This is a genomic window from Actinomycetota bacterium, assembly GCA_040881665.1.
Classification (GTDB): Bacteria; Actinomycetota; UBA4738; order UBA4738; family HRBIN12; genus JBBDWR01.
Genome location: JBBECT010000004.1, coordinates 458,118 through 475,014 on the forward strand (window position 1 = coordinate 458,118; position 16,897 = coordinate 475,014).

Annotated in this window: 18 protein-coding genes; 14 read left to right on the forward strand and 4 right to left on the reverse strand. The window is 69.1% G+C overall.

Annotated features, from left to right (window positions below):
* Nucleotides 1-56 precede the first annotated feature (56 nt).
* From WEF05_03200 to hemQ, 6 genes are read left to right on the forward strand one after another with little or no spacing between them, the layout of a single operon-like run.
* The gene (locus WEF05_03200) at nt 57-1,598 is read left to right on the forward strand and encodes a GAF domain-containing sensor histidine kinase (GenBank protein ID MEX1100906.1); all 1,542 of its coding nucleotides are present in this window, start codon (nt 57-59) and stop codon (nt 1,596-1,598) included.
* Nucleotides 1,595-2,041 carry a response regulator transcription factor gene (locus tag WEF05_03205; GenBank protein ID MEX1100907.1) on the forward strand — a complete coding sequence of 149 codons (447 nt, stop codon included), beginning with the start codon at nt 1,595-1,597 and terminating at the stop codon, nt 2,039-2,041. Before WEF05_03200 ends, WEF05_03205 begins: the two co-directional genes overlap by 4 nt.
* A 44-nt stretch (nt 2,042-2,085) precedes the next feature.
* Nucleotides 2,086-3,150, forward strand: coding sequence for a uroporphyrinogen decarboxylase (gene hemE / locus WEF05_03210; protein ID MEX1100908.1), 1,065 nt, complete (start codon nt 2,086-2,088; stop codon nt 3,148-3,150).
* Nucleotides 3,147-4,121, forward strand: coding sequence for a ferrochelatase (gene hemH / locus WEF05_03215; GenBank protein ID MEX1100909.1), 975 nt, complete (start codon nt 3,147-3,149; stop codon nt 4,119-4,121). Before hemE ends, hemH begins: the two co-directional genes overlap by 4 nt.
* Nucleotides 4,122-4,125: 4 nt before the next feature.
* Nucleotides 4,126-5,535 (forward strand): protoporphyrinogen oxidase, encoded by a 1,410-nt coding sequence (gene hemG, locus WEF05_03220; GenBank protein MEX1100910.1) that lies wholly within the window; start codon nt 4,126-4,128, stop codon nt 5,533-5,535.
* Nucleotides 5,532-6,203, forward strand: coding sequence for a hydrogen peroxide-dependent heme synthase (gene hemQ, locus WEF05_03225; GenBank protein ID MEX1100911.1), 672 nt, complete (start codon nt 5,532-5,534; stop codon nt 6,201-6,203). Before hemG ends, hemQ begins: the two co-directional genes overlap by 4 nt.
* Here hemQ and WEF05_03230 read toward each other — a convergent pair.
* A complete protein-coding gene (locus WEF05_03230; GenBank protein ID MEX1100912.1) occupies nt 6,200-6,574 on the reverse strand; it encodes a carboxymuconolactone decarboxylase family protein in 375 nt (124 codons plus the stop codon). The two genes, hemQ and WEF05_03230, sit on opposite strands and share 4 nt — an antisense overlap.
* 111 nt (nt 6,575-6,685) lie before the next feature.
* Between WEF05_03230 and WEF05_03235 the strand changes: the two genes are divergently transcribed.
* Both WEF05_03235 and WEF05_03240 read left to right on the forward strand, forming a co-directional pair.
* Entirely contained in the window at nt 6,686-7,036 is a 351-nt protein-coding gene (locus WEF05_03235; GenBank protein ID MEX1100913.1) for a 4a-hydroxytetrahydrobiopterin dehydratase, read from the forward strand.
* Nucleotides 7,033-7,404 carry a nuclear transport factor 2 family protein gene (locus WEF05_03240; GenBank protein ID MEX1100914.1) on the forward strand — a complete coding sequence of 124 codons (372 nt, stop codon included), beginning with the start codon at nt 7,033-7,035 and terminating at the stop codon, nt 7,402-7,404. Before WEF05_03235 ends, WEF05_03240 begins: the two co-directional genes overlap by 4 nt.
* A 113-nt stretch (nt 7,405-7,517) precedes the next feature.
* On the opposite strand, the gene WEF05_03245 is transcribed toward WEF05_03240, so the two are convergent.
* Both WEF05_03245 and WEF05_03250 read right to left on the reverse strand, forming a co-directional pair.
* Nucleotides 7,518-9,560 (reverse strand): ATP-dependent helicase, encoded by a 2,043-nt coding sequence (locus tag WEF05_03245; protein ID MEX1100915.1) that lies wholly within the window; start codon nt 9,558-9,560, stop codon nt 7,518-7,520.
* Between the two features lie 76 nt (nt 9,561-9,636).
* A complete protein-coding gene (locus WEF05_03250) occupies nt 9,637-10,140 on the reverse strand; it encodes a GNAT family N-acetyltransferase (protein ID MEX1100916.1) in 504 nt (167 codons plus the stop codon).
* Nucleotides 10,141-10,167: 27 nt separating this feature from the next.
* Between WEF05_03250 and WEF05_03255 the strand changes: the two genes are divergently transcribed.
* Both WEF05_03255 and WEF05_03260 read left to right on the forward strand, forming a co-directional pair.
* Nucleotides 10,168-10,716, forward strand: a complete 549-nt coding sequence (locus tag WEF05_03255) for a GNAT family N-acetyltransferase (protein ID MEX1100917.1) — start codon at nt 10,168-10,170, stop codon at nt 10,714-10,716.
* A gap of 60 nt (nt 10,717-10,776) precedes the next feature.
* Nucleotides 10,777-12,453 (forward strand): amidohydrolase, encoded by a 1,677-nt coding sequence (locus WEF05_03260; GenBank protein MEX1100918.1) that lies wholly within the window; start codon nt 10,777-10,779, stop codon nt 12,451-12,453.
* A gap of 22 nt (nt 12,454-12,475) precedes the next feature.
* On the opposite strand, the gene msrA is transcribed toward WEF05_03260, so the two are convergent.
* A complete protein-coding gene (msrA, locus tag WEF05_03265; protein MEX1100919.1) occupies nt 12,476-12,976 on the reverse strand; it encodes a peptide-methionine (S)-S-oxide reductase MsrA in 501 nt (166 codons plus the stop codon).
* Nucleotides 12,977-13,127: 151 nt separating this feature from the next.
* On the opposite strand from msrA, the gene WEF05_03270 reads away from it, so the two are divergent.
* From WEF05_03270 to WEF05_03285, 4 genes are all read left to right on the forward strand, one after another.
* Complete coding sequence (locus WEF05_03270) at nt 13,128-13,814, forward strand: CDGSH iron-sulfur domain-containing protein (protein MEX1100920.1); 687 nt, start codon at nt 13,128-13,130, stop codon at nt 13,812-13,814.
* 158 nt (nt 13,815-13,972) lie between these two features.
* Nucleotides 13,973-15,694 carry a long-chain fatty acid--CoA ligase gene (locus WEF05_03275; GenBank protein MEX1100921.1) on the forward strand — a complete coding sequence of 574 codons (1,722 nt, stop codon included), beginning with the start codon at nt 13,973-13,975 and terminating at the stop codon, nt 15,692-15,694.
* Nucleotides 15,691-16,362 carry a GAP family protein gene (locus WEF05_03280; protein ID MEX1100922.1) on the forward strand — a complete coding sequence of 224 codons (672 nt, stop codon included), beginning with the start codon at nt 15,691-15,693 and terminating at the stop codon, nt 16,360-16,362. The genes WEF05_03275 and WEF05_03280 overlap by 4 nt, the downstream gene beginning before the upstream one ends.
* A 168-nt stretch (nt 16,363-16,530) precedes the next feature.
* Nucleotides 16,531-16,755 (forward strand): hypothetical protein, encoded by a 225-nt coding sequence (locus WEF05_03285; protein ID MEX1100923.1) that lies wholly within the window; start codon nt 16,531-16,533, stop codon nt 16,753-16,755.
* Nucleotides 16,756-16,897: the final 142 nt, after the last annotated feature.

Consider the following 16,897-nt stretch of genomic DNA (forward strand, 5'->3'; position numbering starts at 1 on the left):
ACCCTACGGCCGAAGACCCACTCAAGAGACGTTCGACGGAGGCCGATACCCCCCACATGAGAGTGCTCGAGGGGGAGCGCGCGGCTCCTGCTGTCGATGAACGGATCCGGCGCGAGGCGCGCGTCGTGGGTCTGCGCGACGTTCAGGGACCCTCCCTCGAGTCGGTCGAACGCCGCAGGATGCAGCTCTGGGTCCTGACCTCCGTCCTGCTGGTCGGGGTCAGCGCGGGGTTCGCCCTCCTGACGATGCTTCCCGACGACGCCAGGTTCGCGTCCCCGAACGCGCTCCGGATCGGCGTGGTCCTGCTCACGATCGGCTTCTGCGGATACGCGATCGAGAAGGAACTGCACCTGCGCAAGCTCTCGCGGATGCTCGTCGACGAGCGCGTGCTGTCGACGGCGCTGTCGAACCGGCTGCACGAGGTGTCTCTGCTGCTCGACGCCGGCAAGGCGATCAACTCCGTGCTCGAACTCGGGTCGGTCCTGGACGTGATCCTCCGCAGCGCGATGGACCTGCTTGACGGCAAGAGCGGCTCGATCATGCTCGTCGAAGGCGACGAGCTGGTCGCCGCGTCCGTGCGCGGGAACGAGGCCGCGCAGGGCGCGCGCCTGCCGATCGGCGACGGGATCGCCGGACGGGTGGCGATGACGCGTGACGCTCTGCTGATCAACGGCGCGCCCGATCCGACGGAGTTCCCCGGGCTCGGCTCCCGGATCGAAACCGTGGACTCCTCACTCAGCGTTCCGCTGATGAACCGGGCGGAGCTGCTCGGTGTGCTCAACGTGAACGCGATCGGGCAACGGGAGTTCAGCGAGTACGAGCTCCGCGCGCTCAGCCTGTTCGCCGAGCAGGCGGCCGCAGCGATCGCGAACGCGCGCCTGTACGAGGCCGAGCGCAGCCACGTCTCGCAGCTCCTCGAGCTCGATCGGATGAAGAACGAGTTCGTCGCCCGCGTCACGCACGAGCTTCGGACGCCGCTCACCTCGATCATCGCCGCGGCACAGACCGCGCAGCGGCCGGAGCGGTTCGACGAGCAGCCCGAGGTCGTGGCGATCATCGAGCGCCAGGCGCAGCGCCTGTCGGGCATGGTCGAGGAACTGCTGACCGCTTCGCGCCTCGAGCAGCAGGACACGATGCCGCCGCTGCAGCATGTGGATCTCGCCGGGCTCGTGCGGGTGGCCGCCCGGGACTTCGCGATCGCCGGCATGGGGGTCGGCGTCGACGCGCCGCGTGCCGTCGAGGTGATGGGCGATCCGGACTCGTTGCGCCGTGTGATCGACAACCTCGTGGAGAACGCGTTCAAGTACGGGAAGCCCCCCGTGACGGTGCGGGTCGAACACCACAGCACGACACGCGTCGTGCTGTCGGTTACCGACCGCGGCGCCGGGATCCCGGAGTCGGATCGTGAGCGCGTGTTCGACAAGTTCTACCGATTGCCGCAAGGCGGCGATCGTCCTGGCCTCGGCCTCGGGTTGCCGATCGTTCGCGGGCTCGTCGGCGCCTGCCGGGGAACGGTGTGGGTCGAAGCCGATCCGAGCGGAGGCGCGGCGTTCCGCGTCGAGCTCGGCGTCGCAGAACCGAGACAGGAGGCGTCATGATCCGCACGCAACGAATCGTGATCGTGGAGGACGAGCCCGACACCTTGCTCATGCTCCGGCTGAACCTCGAGGCGACGGGCTATGAGACCTCGCTCGCCGCCGACGGCGCCACCGCCGTGCGCAGGATCACCGAGGAGCAGCCCGACCTCGTCCTGCTGGACCTGATGCTGCCGGTGATGGACGGCTGGGCCGTCCTCGCGGAGCTCCAGACCTGGACGAACGCGCCGTCGGTCGTCGTCGTGAGCGCGAAGCACACGCCGCGCGATCGCGTCCGCGCGACCCAGCTCGGCGCTGCGGCGTACGTGGCCAAGCCGTTCGACATGGACGACCTGATCGGTGTGCTCAGCGAGGTCGCGCTCGCCCGCGGCAAGGCGCAGGTCGGGCCGATCCAGCGCCAGTCGCTCGACGAGCTCCCCGGCCTCGACGGTCTCGAACCCGCCTAGGGTTCCGCTCGGCGGCCTGCGCGGCCTGCTCGTATCCTGGGGGCGTGGCCCCGTTCGAAGACCGCTTCTTGCGCGCCTGCCGGCGTGAGGCGACCGATGCGACGCCTGTCTGGTTCATGCGCCAGGCGGGGCGTTACCTGCCCGAGTATCGGGAGCTCCGCGGCGACCGCGACATCCTCGAGACCTGCAAGGACCCGGCCGCGGCGGTCGAGATCACGTTGCAGCCTCTGCGCCGGTTCCCCGCCGACGCCGCGATCCTGTTCTCCGACATCATGGTGCCGCTGGCCGGCATCGGGATCGACGTGCGCATCGACCCGGGCGTCGGACCGGTGGTCGGCACACTGGTGCGGACGGCCGACGACGTCGCGCGCCTGCGGCTGCTGGAACCCGAGCGGGATGTTCCCGAGGTGCTGGAGGCGATCCGCCTGCTCCGCAAAGAGCTGTCTGTCCCGTTGATCGGGTTCGCCGGCGCTCCCTTCACCCTCGCGAGCTACCTGATCGAAGGCGGGCCGTCGCGGACGCACGAGCGAGCCAAGGCGCTGATGTACGGCGATCCCGCGACATGGAACGGGCTGATGACGATCCTCGGGAGCATCGTCGCGGCGCATCTGCGCGCGCAGGTCGCGGCGGGTGCGCAGGCGCTCCAGGTGTTCGACTCGTGGGTCGGGGCGCTGGGTCCCGACGAGTACGCGCGCTACGTGTTCCCCACGATGCGGTCGCTGTTCTCCGAGCTCGAGGGTCTCGATGTTCCGCTGATCCACTTCGGTGTCGGCACCGGTGAGCTGCTGCCACAGCTCCGCCGGGCCGGAGGTCAGGTGATCGGGCTCGATTGGCGCACCCCGCTCGACCTCGGGTGGGAGCGTGTCGGGTTCGACGTCGGCGTCCAGGGCAACCTCGATCCGGCCGTGCTCCTCGCGCCGTGGGACGTGGTCGAGGATCGCGCGCTCGCGGTGCTCGAGCGGGCCGGCGGCCGGCCCGGCCACGTGTTCAACCTCGGTCACGGGGTGCTGCCGGCGACCCCGCCCGACACGCTCGCGCGACTCGTCGATCTTGTTCACACGGAGACCGCACGGGACCGAGCCGCGCGACGGGAGGAACCCACCACATGACCGAGACGACCGGTCTGCTCGTGATGGCCTACGGAACCGCGAGTGGTCCCGACGACATCGAGCGCTATTACACCGACATCCGGGGGGGGCGCCCTCCTTCGCCCGAGCACCTCGAGGAGCTGATCGATCGCTACGCCGCGATCGGGAACGTGTTCCCGCTCACCGACATCACGACCGCGGAGGCCGACGGACTCGCCGCCACGCTGAAGGGGCGCGGTATGGGACCGTTGCGGCCCTACCTCGGGATGAAGCACTCTCCGCCGTTCATCTCCGAGGCGGTCGCTGCGATGCGTGCCGACGGGATCGAGCATGCCGTCGGGATCGTGATGGCGCCGCATTGGTCGGGGATGTCGATCCAGACCTACACCGACCGTGTGACGACGTCCGTGATCGAGAGCGGTGGTCCGTCGTTCTCCTTCGTGGAACAGTGGTACGACCACCGGTCGTTCCTCGCGTTCCTCACGTCTCGGGTTGCCGACGCACACGCGAAGCTGGCGGAGGACGAGCGCGCGAACCCGTACACGATCTTCTCCGCGCACAGCCTTCCGACCCGCACGCTCGACGACGGCTCGATGCGTTGCAAGTACTGCACGGCAGACCGGTGTGCCGATCGCTGCACCTACGGGGCCCAGATGCGCGACACGGCCGACCGGATCGCGGGGAGCCTGGGGCTCGCCGCGTACGGCACCGCATGGCAGAGCGCGGGCCGAACCGCCGACCGCTGGTGGGGTCCGCCGATCGAGGACGTGATCCCCGAGCTCGCGGAGAAGGGGCACACGGCGGTCGTCGTGTGCTCGGCTGGGTTCGTCACCGATCATCTCGAGATCCTCTACGACCTCGACATCGAGACCGCCGAGATCGCTCGCGACGCGGGGATCGCGTTCACCCGTACCGAGATGCCGAACGCCGATCCCGTGTTCATCGAAGCGCTCGGTGACGTCGTCGCCGACCACCTCGACGGATCGAGGTAGGCGCGTGCCTCGACGGGCGCCGGGTCGGGTCGTCGTCGTGGGCGGCGGGGTCGCAGGGCTCACCGCCGCCTATCGGCTCGGCTCCGGTCCCGACGCGGCAGACGTGACGGTCGTCGAGGCCGAAGGTGGGGTCGGCGGCAAGCTCACGTCGGTCCACGTCGGCGATCTCGAGTTGGAGGCCGGAGCCGACTCGTTCGTCGCGCGCAAGCCATGGGCGGTCGATCTGTGCCGGGAGCTGGGACTGGGCGGCGAGCTCGTGGCGCCCGGTGCGAGCGGCGCGTACCTGTGGACCACCCGCGGGTTGGTCCCGTACCTGAAGGACACCGCGTTCGGCATCCCGGGGGACGTGGGGGACGTGTTCCGCTGGCCGGGGCTGTCGCGGGCGGGTCGCGCCCGCGCACTGCAGGACCTGGTGCGCACGACACGCAAGGACCCGTCCGACGAGTCCCTGGGAGCGATGCTGCGCCGTCGACTGGGCGAAGAAGCGACCGATCGGTCGATCGCCCCGTTGCTCGGCGGCCTGTTCGCGGGCGACGTCGATCGTCTCTCGGTGCAGGCGACGTTCCCCGAGCTCGTCGCGTGGGAGCGGAGCCAGGGGAGCCTGATCCGTGGAGCCCAGGCCGCTCGTCGCGCCGCCGGCGGAGCGGCGGCACCGGGCCCGATGTTCCTGAAGCTGCGGGGCGGAACCGCGCGCCTGACCGACGCTTTGGCCGATGCGGTAGGCCCCGAGCACGTGCTGACCGCCGACCGGACGCTCCGGGTCGAGCCGCGCGGCCGGACGATCGTCGCCCACGGCCGCCTGGGCGCCCTCGAGGCCGACGCCGTCGTGCTCGCGACCCCCGCCACCGAGAGCGCTCGGCTGTTGGAGCCCGTCGCGCCGCCGACCGCCGCCGAGCTCGGCGCGATCCCCTACGCCTCGACCGCGGTCGTCTTCCTCGTGTATCCCGAGGGGACCGCGGATGCTCTCCCGGAGGGAACGGGCTTCGTCGTTCCGCGCGGCTGGGCGCCGATGACCGCCGCGACGTGGTTGTCGAACAAGTGGCCCGATCCGGCGTTCGGCACCCGCGCGGTGATCCGGTGCTACCTCGGCGGGGTCGGCTATCAGGACGTCGTGGACGAGCCGGACGAGGACCTCGTGGGGGCGTGCGTCCATCACCTCGCGGCGCTGCTGCCCCTGCCCGATCGCGCAACGGCGGCCGAGGTGGTCCGCTGGCGCCGGGCGATGCCGCAGTACGAGGTGGGGCACCTCGACCGGGTGACGCGCATCCGGGCTTGCCTCCCGAGCGGTATCTTCGTTACCGGCTCCGCGTACGGCGGGGTCGGGATCCCGGACACCGTTCGCGACGCGAACGACACGGCGACGCAGGTGCGCACGTACCTGCAGGTGAGCACACGACAGGAGACGCTGCGATGACCGACACCACCTACGCCCTCTACCCCGTGTTCCGCCGGCGTCCCCGGTTCGCCGAGATGGATGCGGAGGCGCTCGACGATGCCGCCCAGGAGGTTGAGAACCTCTTCAAGGAATGGGGCGACCGTGTCCAGGTCCGGGGAACCTACTCGTGCGTCGGCTTCCGTTCGGACGCCGATCTGTTCCTGTGGCTCGTCGGATCGACGCCCGACGACATGCAGCAGGCGCTCGTCGAGCTCCGACGCACGCGCGCCGGTCGCGAGCTGGACCTGACCCACACGTTCCTGGGTGTCGTGAAGCCGGCGGAGTTCACGCCGGACCACGCGCCCGCCTTCGTGAAGGGCGAACCACCGAAGCGGTTCCTCTGCGTCTATCCGTTCGTCCGCACCCCGGAGTGGTACCTGCTGGCGAAGGAAGAGCGCGGCGCGATGCTCGCCGAGCACGGCATCGCGGGCCGCGAGTTCCCCGAGGTGCTGGCGAACACGACGAGCGCGTTCGGCCTCGGCGACTGGGAGTGGATCCTCGCGTTCGAAGCGGACGAGGCCGATCGGCTCGTCGATTGCATCCGTCGCCTGCGCGACGCGAAGGCCCGCCTGTACACGAAGGTCGAGATCCCCTTCGTCACCGGCATCCGCAAGGACGTCCGCGCCGCCCTCGCCGACCTCGCCTAGCCCGGGTCCTCCGCGAGGACGTCGTCGAATCGAGCCCACGCGTTCATCGCGTTCGGAAAACCTGCGTAGGGAACCGTGTGCAGGATCACCTCGCGGACCTCATCGACCGTGACGCCCGCCGCGATGGCTGCCCGTAGGTGTGCCTGAAGTTGTGCCGCGGCCGCGCCCACCGCGGTCAGCATCCCGACCGTTACCAGCTGGCGCTCGCGCAACGATAACTGCGGTCGTGTGTAGATGTCGCCGTAGGCAAACTCCGCGATATATCGTCCTAGCTCGCCGAGTCCTTCGACCGTCTCGACCCCGCGGTCGCCGTGCACCTCGCGTAGACGTTGGACGCCTCGCTGTGTGCGCTCGTCGTCGGGTACCGGCATGATGCTGCCTCCTTCGGCGGATTCGGTGGGGTCACGATAGGGCCCCGCCACATGAGGCGGGCGCGGATCGGCCCGATTGACCGGGCGGGGGTGGGGGGTGAGGATGCGTCCATGACCGATGCTGCAGCAGATCTTGCCGCCAAAGAGTGCGTTCCCTGCAAGGGAGGTGTTCCGCCGCTCGAGGGTGCCGAGCTCGAGGGGTTGTTGGGTGCCCTGGGCAACGACTGGCAGGTCGTCGAGAGCCACCACCTGGAGAAGACCTATCGGTTCCCCGATTTCCGGGAGGCGCTCGGGTTCACCGGCCGGGTCGGCGAGCTGGCCGAGCGACAGAAGCACCATCCCGACATCTTCCTCACGTGGGGCAAGGTCCGGCTCACGATCTGGACCCACAAGATCGACGGCTTGACCGAGAGCGACTTCGTCTTCGCCGCGAAGGCCGATCGCGAGCTGGCGACCGCGTGAACCTCGACGACGTCGATCGCTGGATGGCCGGGTACATCCGCGCGTGGACCTCGAACGATGCGGCGGATGTCGGCGCGCTGTTCACTGATGACGCTGCGTACCGCACGGAGCCGTACGCCGAGCCCTGGGTGGGTCGCGCCGAGATCGTCCGTGGCTGGGTCGAGGCGAAGGACGAGCCGGGAACCTGGGAGTTCCGTTCCGAGCCCCTCGCCCTGGCCGGCGAGGTGGCGTTCGTCCGCGGGTGGACGACCTACACGGACGGCGAGCCTCGGACCTACCACAACCTCTGGGTGATCGAGTTCGCGGACGAGGGGCGCGCGCGCGGGTTCACCGAGTGGTTCATGAAGGAGCGCCGACCGAAGGTCTAGCCGGCCGAGTGCGGCCTACACCGAGCGTCTCCTCCTTCGCGACGATCGTGGTGCGCTTCATGACAGCATCTATCTCATGCACGGCCTGACAGGTCAATCGTGCCTGTGCCGCTTCAATCCGCCCAGAGATCCGCCAGGGCTGCGTGGACGCGGGCGACCGCGGCTCCGTCCGCGCCGGACGCAGGGTCGAGCTCGTCCGTGCGGACGTCGGGGGCGATCTGCTCGAAGCACGACCGAACCTCCTCGGGGGAGAGGAATCGGCTGAGCTGTGCGTAGGTGTGCGGGTCGCTCATGTCCCGGCGGCGGTAGTAGCGCTGGGGGAACAGCACCGTGAGGGAGTCCTTCGCGCGGGTCATCGCCACGTAGAGCAGGCGCCGTTCCTCCTCGATCTCGTCGTCGTCCCCCGTGGCCAAGTCGCTGGGGATGTTCCCGTCGGCGGCGTGGAGCACGTGGACCGAGTCCCACTCCAGCCCCTTCGCGGAGTGGATCGTCGACAGCACGAGGTAGTCCTCATCCAGCAACGGAGGTCCGGCCAGCTCGCCGGTCGACGAGGGAGGATCGAGGGCCAGGTCCGCGAGGAACCGCCCGCGGACCGGCTGGGCCGAGGCGAGCTGGGTCAACACGTCGAGGTCGCGCAGCCGCGCGTCGGCGTGCTCGTACCGACGCCGGACCGTGGCGTCGAGGAACGGCCGCAGCCGCTCGAGCTCGGCGGCGGGACCGATCTCGTCCTTCGCGCAGTCGACCAGCGCCTCGCGGAGCACGCGGAACGACCCCTTGGCGCCGGACGGGATCGGTAGCGGTGCGTCGGCGAGGGCCGCCAGCGGTGAGGCCCCCTCGCCCGCACCCCGGACGCCGAGCGCATCGACCATCGCGCGGGCGCCCGCGGGACCGACGCCGTCGAGCAGCAGCAGGGTGCGGAACCACGACACCTCGTCGTGCGGGTTCTCGAGCACCCGGAGCAGCGCGAGTGCGTCCTTCACGTGCGCAGCCTCGAGGAACTTCAGACCCCCGTACTTGACGAAGGGGATGTTCCGCCGCGCCAGCTCGACCTCCAAGGTGTCCGAGTGGTGCGCGGCGCGGAACAGCACGGCCTGTCGAAGCAATGGGACGCCTCGCTCCCGCGCCGACAGCACCGCGCGGCACACGACGTCGGCCTGGTCCGACTCGTCGACGCAGGTGCGGAGCTCGGGGCGCGTTCCGTCGGAACGCTGGGACCACAGGGTCTTGTCGTGGCGCTGCGGGGAACGGGCGATCACGGCGTTCGCCGCAGCCAGGATCGAGGGGGTCGAGCGGTAGTTCTGCTCGAGCCGCACGATCGTCGCGTCCGGGAACACTTGTGGGAACTCGAGGATGTTCGCCACGGTCGCTGCCCGGAACCCGTAGATCGCCTGGGCATCGTCGCCGACGACGGTGAGGTTGCGCGGGCCGCTCGCGGGGCGGAGGCGTTCGAGGATCCGCGCCTGCAGCGGGTTCGTGTCCTGGTACTCGTCCACGAGCACGTGGTCGAAGCGCTCGGCGAGCGCGGGACCCGCCTGATCCGAGGCGGCGAGTGCGTCCCAGAACAGCAGTAGGTCGTCGTAGTCGAGCGTGTTCGTCTCGCGTTTGCGCGCGGCGTACGCGGTGAAGATCGCGCGGACCCCCTCGAACTCCTCGGCGCACCAGGGGTACCAGCGACGCAGCACCTCGCGGAGCTTCTCGCCGGTGTTCACCGTGCGGGAGTAGATCTGCGCGAGCGTCTCCTTCCGCGGGAACCGCCGCTGTCCCGATCCGTAGCCGAGCTCGTTGCGCACCAGGTTCATCACGTCGGCGACGTCGGCCTGGTCGAGCACCGTGAAGTCGGGGAGCAGGCCGACCGAGCGCCCGTGCACCCGCAACAGCCGGTTCGCGACCGCGTGGAACGTCCCGCCCCAGACCTCGGCGGTCGCTCCATCGCCGGTGATCCGTTCGGCGCGAGCGAGCATCTCGGCGCCCGCTCGCCGGGAGAAGGTCAGCAGCAGGATGCGTGATGCCGGCACACCCCCTTCGAGCAGCCGCGCCACCCGGGCGGCGAGCGTCGCGGTCTTGCCGGTCCCGGCACCGGCGACGATCAGCAAGGGCCCCTCGCCGTGATCGACGGCGCGGCGCTGTGGCTCGTTGAGCGGGGGGAACTCGAACATACGTTCGGGCAGTGTACTCCTCGGCCCCGGTCGAGGTGTGGGTTTACGGCGCTCTCTACTGCTCGGCGACTGAGAACTACCGTAGTTCCTTGCGGAAGGTGACCACCGCGTCTCCTCGTGCATGGTGGTCGGGGGTAACGGCGACACCTTCGTCGTTCGGCTCGCCGATCAAGGCGAACCCCATCTGACGGTGGAACGCGATCGACGAGGAGTTCACGGGCGACGTGTGCGCCTTGAGGGCGGTGCATCCGCGGATGCGTGCCCGGCTCTCGAACTCCTCGTAGAGCGCCCGTCCGACCCCGCGGCCCTGGTGAGACCGACGAACCCCGACGAGGTGGATGTAGCCGACCGGCTCCGCCTGCGACCAGAACCCGAAGAGGTAGGCGACTACCCGGCCGTCCTCGCGCAACACGAGTGTGGTGTCATCGAACTCCGAGACGAAGAGGGGGTGATGGTAGCCGCGGGTTCGCGCGGCGCCTTCGGCTCCCCAGAAGTCCTCGAGATCGTCGACGATCTCGAGGAAGTCCTTCTTGGTGGCTCGCTCGAAGTTCACCCCGGGACCGTATCGCAGGGACGTCATCGGACCGACGGTTCTAGGATGGGGCGCATGCACGTGCAGGTGCGTGAGATCACGACCGCCCGGCTACGGTTGCGGTCCTGGAGCGACGCGGACATCGACGCCCTCGTCCCGATGCACGTCGACCTCGAGGTCGTCCGATACATCGGCGACGGCACGACCCAGGATCGCTCCGCGCTCGAGCGGGCCGTCGCCGGATGGAGGGACCACTGGGCCGAGCACGGGTTCGGCCTGTGGTGCGCGGAGCTGCGGGGAACGGGTGAGGTCGTGGGCTTCGTCGGTCTGGCCTATCCCACGTTCCTGCCCGAGGTGATGCCGGCCGTCGAGGTCGGGTGGCGGCTCCGCCGGGATGTGTGGGGCCGGGGGCTGGCGACCGAGGGCGGCCGTTCGGCGCTGGCGTTCGCGTTCGACGATCTGGGGCTCGAGCGGGTCGTGTCGATCACGCAGCCGGCCAACCTCGCCTCCCGCCGGGTGATGGACAAGCTCGGGTTCACACTCGACCGACGGACGGTGCATCCGCGCCTCGGCTACCCGGTCGAGGTGTTCGCGCTGGATCGGGCGGCGTGGCTCGATCGGTGAGAGACCCGTCGGGCTGGGGGTATGCTCCGCGCGCACGATCACCGGAACGCAGGAGCGCCCGTGAGCAACACCGCCCCAGCCGATCTCGCGATCGTCGGCGGAGACGTACGCACGATCGACCGAGCCGGAACGCGCGCGTCCGCCGTCGCGATCCGAGACGGCAGGATCGTGGCCGTCGGTTCGGACGAGGACGTGCGAGCCGTCAGCGATCCGTCGACGGAGCTGATCGACGCGCGGGGCCGAACGGTGTTGCCCGGCTTCCAGGATGCGCACATCCATGCGCCCTCCGCGGGGCTCGACCGGCTGCGGATCGATCTGCTGACCGCGCACTCGATCGACGAGTACGAGGAACGGGTGCTCGCCTACGCTGCTCGCAACCTCGACCGGGAGTGGATCCTCGGCGGGGGGTGGGTGAGCGAGCACTTCCCCGGCGGATGGCCGACCGCCGAGCTGCTCGATCGCTGGGTCGCCGACCGCCCGGTGTTCCTTGCGAACGCGGGGAACCACGGTGCCTGGGTGAACGGCCGCGCGATGGAGCTGGCGGGGATCACGCGCGACACGCCCGACCCGCCCGATGGGCGGATCGAACGCGATGCGCAGGGGGAGCCGACGGGCGTGCTCCACGAGGGTGCCATGGACACCGTGCGCCGCCTGATCGGGACGGTGGACCCGGACGAGCAGCTCGACGGGTTGCTCGAGGCGCAGCGGTACCTGCACGCCGTGGGGATCACGGGCTGGCAGGACGCGATCGTCGGCACGTACTCCACGCTCGACGACAGCTACGAGACCTACCTGCGCGCGTCCGGCACCGGCGCGCTGACCGCGCGCGTCGTCGGGGCGCTGTGGTGGGACCGCTCCCGGGACGAGTCGCAGCTTCCGTTCCTGCTCGATCGCCGCTCACGGGCGGCGCAGGTCGAAGGACGGTTCCAAGCCACGAGCGTAAAGATCATGGTCGACGGCGTCTGCGAGAACTTCACCGCCGCGCTGCTCGATCCCTACGTCGGCGAAGGCGGCGTACCGACCGACAACAGCGGCATCAGCTTCGTGGCGCGCGACGACCTGCTCCGGGTCGCGCCGCTGATCGACGCGGAGGGGTTCCAGTTGCATATCCATGTGATCGGCGACCGCGCTGCCCGCGACGCGCTCGACGCGATCGAGGCCGCGCGTGCGGCGAACGGTCCGAACGACCGGCGCCACCACCTGGCGCACCTGCACGTCGTGCACCCTGAGGATGTTCCCCGCTTCGCGCGGCTCGGTGTCGTAGCGAACTGTCAGCCGCTGTGGGCGGCCCACGGGATCGAGATGGACGAGTTCACGAGCCCCCAGCTCGGGGACCCCCGATGGCGGTGGCAATACCCGTTCGGCGGCCTGGCACGCAGCGGTGCGACGCTCGCGTTCGGCAGCGACTGGCCGGTGTCGAGCCCGAACCCCTTCGAGGAGATGCATGTGGCCGTGCACCGGATCGAGCCGCCGGGGGTCGAGGGAGCGAGCGACGTGCCGGTGTTCCTGCCCGACGAGCGTCTGGACCTCGACACGTCGATCCGCGCGTTCACGATGGGCAGCGCCTACGTGAACCACCTCGACGACGAAACGGGTTCGCTCGAACCCGGCAAGCTCGCGGACCTGATCGTGCTCGACCGGGCGCTCGACGACGCGGGCGCGGACGGGTTCTCCGACACCCGGGTGCTGCTGACCCTCGTCGAGGGAGAACGGGTGCACGAGGCGCCCGGCCTGTAGCACCGGGCGCGCTCGCGGGCGGCTACCGGGCGGTGGACTCGGTCGACGGCTGCGGGATCACGCAGCTCGCCAGTCCACGCTTCTCGAGGTAGCGCTGGTGGTAGTCCTCGGCCTCCCAGAACGCCGGGGCCGGCTCGATCACCGTCACGACCGGCTTGCGGTGGTGCGGCTGCTGGGCCGACCTCGATGCGGTCGCCGTCTCGGCCTGGGCGTCGGAGTGGGTGAAGATCACCGAGCGGTACTGGTCACCGATGTCGGGACCCTGCCGGTTCAGCTGCGTCGGGTCGTGTTCGTTCCAGAAGACCTGGAGCAGCTGTTCGTACGACACCTTCTCGGGATCGAACTCCACCTCGACGACCTCCGCGTGGCCGGTCGAGTGGGAGCAGACGTCCTGGTAGGTGGGCCGGTCGGTGAAGCCGCCGGCGTAGCCGACCCTGGTGGCCGTGACGCCCGGCGTCATGCGGAACTCCGCCTCGACACCCCAGAAACAGCCTGCACCGAACGTCGCCTTCTCGCTGGTCAAGGGAACCTCCTCGCGTTTCGTCTCTCATCGTGGCAGGGATGGCGGGATCCGTACACCGCGCCCTGCATCCCCTAGGAACACCCAGGAGTCGCATTCCGTTCCCGTGCGAGTAGGGTGGCTCCGCATCCGAGCGCGTGGAGCCCCATCCGACATGTCTGAGCAGGACGAACAGCCGCGTATCAAGGTCCAGACCGATGGTCCCTACCTCGTGTCCGGATCCGTCCGGCTGACCCGAACCGCGATCGAGGAGACCGATCACGGGGAGCCGGTCTCCTGGGAAGACGATGAGGACGTGGAGGGGACTCGACCTCGCTACGCCCTGTGTCGTTGTGGCCGATCGTCGAACAAGCCGTTCTGCGACGGAACGCACAAGACGTGGGACTTCAACGGGTCGGAGACGGCAGATCGAACGCCGCGGGAGGCACGGATCCGCACGTTCCGCGGCAAGGGCGTGACGATGACCGACGATCGTTCGGTGTGCGACCACTCCGGCTTCTGCGGGGACCGCGAGACCGACGTGTGGCACATGATCCGCCACACCGCCGACCCCGAGGTCCGGGAGCGGCTGATCGGCATGGTGCGCCGCTGTCCGAGCGGGCGCCTGGCCGTTGCGCCGCCCGACGGGAAGGGGAGCGACCTCGAGCCGACGTTCGATCCGTCCGTCGCCGTGGTCTGCGATGGGCCGCTCTGGGTGCGGGGCGAGGTCGAGGTCGTGAGCGCCGACGGCCAGACCTACGAGGTTCGCAACCGGGTCACGTTGTGCCGCTGCGGCGAGTCGTCGAACAAGCCGCTGTGCGACGGAACCCACCGCGAGAACGGCTTCCGCGACCCCGGGTAGGGGTTCTGCAGGGTCGAACGGCGTACTAGTACTGCGTACTAGCTTCCGGACCGGCCCCGCAGGGTCGAACGGCGTACTAGTACCGCGTACGAGCTTCCGGAACGGTGTCCGGGTCGATGCGTTGCCGGGCCCATCGAGACGTGGAAGTATCCCCGGCCATGCAGGATCGGCCATGGCTCGAGCACTACCCGCCCGACGTGCCGAAGACCCTCGCGCCGTTCCCCGCGCGTTCGCTCTTCTCCCTGCTGGAGGACTCCGCGCGTCGCCATCCCGACCGGCCCGCGACCGCCTTCTTCGGCAAGCACCTGACCTACGAGCAGTTGCTCGGGCGCGTGGAGCGATTCTCGGCCGTGCTCGCAGGCCTCGGCATCCGGCAAGGTGATCGGGTCGCGCTCGTCCTGCCGAACTGTCCGCAATACGTGATCGCCTACTACGCCACCGCCCGCATCGGCGCCGTCGTCGTCGGCAACAACCCGCTCTACACGCCGCGGGAGCTGGCGTTCCAGCTTTCGGACGCCGGCGTGAAGGCGACGGTCGTGCTCGAGCAGCTGTACCCGCTGCTCAGCAAGGCGCAGCAGGAAGGTGCCGAGACCGGACCGGTGATCGTCGCGAAGCTGAACGAGGAGATGCGGTTCCCGCTCAACCTGCTCGCGCCGATCAAGTTCCGCAGGGACGCGAAGGCCGAGGGGAACCCGTGGCCTCCCGTTCCTCGCGATGCGGACATCACGTGGTGGCGCGACGCCGTCAGCGCCGCGGGTGCGACCCCGCCGGTCGCGACCGTCGACGCAGCCACCGAGCCGGCCGGGTTCATCTACACGGGAGGAACGACGGGTCCGGCGAAGGCTGCGATGCTGTCGCACGCGAACCTCGTGGCGAATGCGATGCAGGGCCAGGCCTGGTTCCCCGATATCCGCGACGGGCACGAGGGCATGATGTGCATCCTCCCGTTCTTCCACTCGTTCGGGATGCTCGCCATGAACGTCGGGGTGATCTCGGCGATGAAGCTGATCATGGTGCCGCGCTTCGAGCTGCACATGGTCCTGAAGGAGATCGCCAAGGAGAAGCCGACCTACCTGCCTGGCGTGCCGCGCCTCTACATCCAGATCAACGAAGCGGAGGAGTCGCGCAAGTACGATCTGCGGTCCGTCACCGCTTGCGTGTCCGGGGCCGCCCCGCTCCCGATGGCGGTCGCGCGGAGGTTCAAGGAGGTCACCGGTGGCGCGGAGGTCGTCGAGGGCTACGGCTTGACCGAGTGTTCGCCGGTCACCCACGCGAACCCGTTCAACGGCACACGCAAGGAGGGGTCGATCGGCATGCCGGTCCCCGACACCGAGTGCAAGATCGTCGATCTCGAGAACCCCGACAAGATCCAAGCTGTCGGCGAACCCGGCGAGCTGTGCATCCGGGGCCCGCAGGTGATGCTGGGCTATTGGAACCGTCCCGAGGAGAGCGCGCTCGCGGTTCGTAACGGCTGGTTCCACACCGGTGACGTCGCGGTGATGGATGCCGACGGGTACTTCTCGATCGTCGACCGGTTGAAGGACATGATCTTGGTGAGCGGCTTCAACGTGTATCCCACCGAGATCGAAGAGGTGCTGTTCCGCCATCAGAAGATCCTCAAGGCATGCGTGGTCGGGGTTCCCGACGAGAAGACCGGCGAGGCCGTCAAGGCCTTCGTCGTTCTCAAGCCCGGCGAGCACATCACGGCCGACGATCTCGTCGAGTGGTGCCGTGACCCCTCCGGAGGAGGCCTGACCCGCTACCGCGTTCCCAAGCAGATCGAGTTCCGCGACTCCCTCCCCGAGACCCTCGTCGGCAAGGTCTTGCGCCGAGTGCTGCTCGAAGAGGAACGCAAGAAGCAGGAAGTCACCCGTCGATGACGCAGGCGATCGGCGAGCTGCTGCCGCTCGCGATCGGGGTGGCGATCAGTCCTGTACCGGTGATCGCCGTGATCTTGATGCTGTTCTCCGGCCGGGCTCGCGCCAACAGTCTCTCGTTCTTGCTCGGATGGCTGATCGGGATCGGCGGCGGGTGCTCGGTCCTCGTCGTGATCGCTTCGACCCAGGACCTGACGGCGGGCGGCGAACCGTCGAAGATCGTGTCGTGGGTGAAGATCTTCCTCGGTGTGCTGCTCTTGGCGCTCGCCGTGCATCAGTGGCGCTCACGGCCCGCGCCCGGCGCCGAGGCACCGATGCCGTCGTGGATGCGCCGGATCGATTCGCTCCGGCCCGTCGCCTCGATCGTGATGGGGCTGTTGCTCTCGATCGCCAATCCGAAGAACCTGCTGCTGATCGTGGCGGCCGCCCTGTCGATCGCGCAGGCGGATCTATCGGGGGGTTCCACGAGCGTTGTCGTGCTCGTGTTCTCCTTGCTCGCCGGGTGCACGGTTCTGATCCCCACCCTCGCCTATCTGTTCGCGGGTGGGCGCGTGCAGCCGGGCCTTGGCCGGATGAAGGTGTGGCTCGCAGCCAACGACGCCACGTTGATGGCGGTGCTGCTCCTGGTCCTCGGTGTCACCGTGGTGGGCAAGGGCATCCAGGGCTTGTAGCAAGGCCGCCCGCCGGCTTGACGGGAACACAGATAGTAGGCAAGAAACGCCCCTACCCGTGGACATCACCTTGAGGAGATCGACTCTTGGCTCCCCTCGAGCGGGAAACCCCCTACCGTGGCACGGCTTGACTTCGGAGAATGAGGATGGAAGTTTTCTGGCAGTCCCATGAGAAGCGCACGTTGGTTCCTCGCCCTGTCCTGGCTGCTGTGGGTGTTCGCGGCCACCCGCCTCATCGCAGCTATCCGGATGCTGGTCGAGGGCTACTACGACGTGGCGATTTTCGAGCTGCTGTTCCTCGCGGCGTTCATCAGCTTCGCCCTCATGGCCCGAAGGGCCTGGGCGGCCCGTGTAGCGGCCCACTTCGCCCAGATGCGCCGGGACCCCACCTAGCAGGGCCGGAGGCGCGACAGCGAACGAGCCATCGACCTGCCAAGTGCAGCCGAACTCGTCTGGGACGAGTCGGTTCAGGCTTTCGACGAGACCGAGCATGAGGAGTGATAGGGGTTCGGCGTTCGGGGTTCGCTCTGTCCGT

What these genes read in the sequence shown, in the direction of transcription:
- WEF05_03200 (MEX1100906.1), top strand. Translation starts at nt 57, where the DNA reads ATGAGAGTGCTCGAGGGGGAGCGCGCGGCTCCTGCTGTCGATGAACGG.
- WEF05_03205 (MEX1100907.1), top strand. Translation starts at nt 1,595, where the DNA reads ATGATCCGCACGCAACGAATCGTGATCGTGGAGGACGAGCCCGACACC.
- hemH (MEX1100909.1), top strand. Translation starts at nt 3,147, where the DNA reads ATGACCGAGACGACCGGTCTGCTCGTGATGGCCTACGGAACCGCGAGT.
- hemQ (MEX1100911.1), top strand. Translation starts at nt 5,532, where the DNA reads ATGACCGACACCACCTACGCCCTCTACCCCGTGTTCCGCCGGCGTCCC.
- WEF05_03230 (MEX1100912.1), bottom strand. Translation starts at nt 6,574, where the DNA reads ATGCCGGTACCCGACGACGAGCGCACACAGCGAGGCGTCCAACGTCTA.
- WEF05_03235 (MEX1100913.1), top strand. Translation starts at nt 6,686, where the DNA reads ATGACCGATGCTGCAGCAGATCTTGCCGCCAAAGAGTGCGTTCCCTGC.
- WEF05_03245 (MEX1100915.1), bottom strand. Translation starts at nt 9,560, where the DNA reads ATGTTCGAGTTCCCCCCGCTCAACGAGCCACAGCGCCGCGCCGTCGAT.
- WEF05_03250 (MEX1100916.1), bottom strand. Translation starts at nt 10,140, where the DNA reads ATGACGTCCCTGCGATACGGTCCCGGGGTGAACTTCGAGCGAGCCACC.
- WEF05_03255 (MEX1100917.1), top strand. Translation starts at nt 10,168, where the DNA reads ATGCACGTGCAGGTGCGTGAGATCACGACCGCCCGGCTACGGTTGCGG.
- WEF05_03270 (MEX1100920.1), top strand. Translation starts at nt 13,128, where the DNA reads ATGTCTGAGCAGGACGAACAGCCGCGTATCAAGGTCCAGACCGATGGT.
- WEF05_03275 (MEX1100921.1), top strand. Translation starts at nt 13,973, where the DNA reads ATGCAGGATCGGCCATGGCTCGAGCACTACCCGCCCGACGTGCCGAAG.
- WEF05_03280 (MEX1100922.1), top strand. Translation starts at nt 15,691, where the DNA reads ATGACGCAGGCGATCGGCGAGCTGCTGCCGCTCGCGATCGGGGTGGCG.
- WEF05_03285 (MEX1100923.1), top strand. Translation starts at nt 16,531, where the DNA reads ATGAGAAGCGCACGTTGGTTCCTCGCCCTGTCCTGGCTGCTGTGGGTG.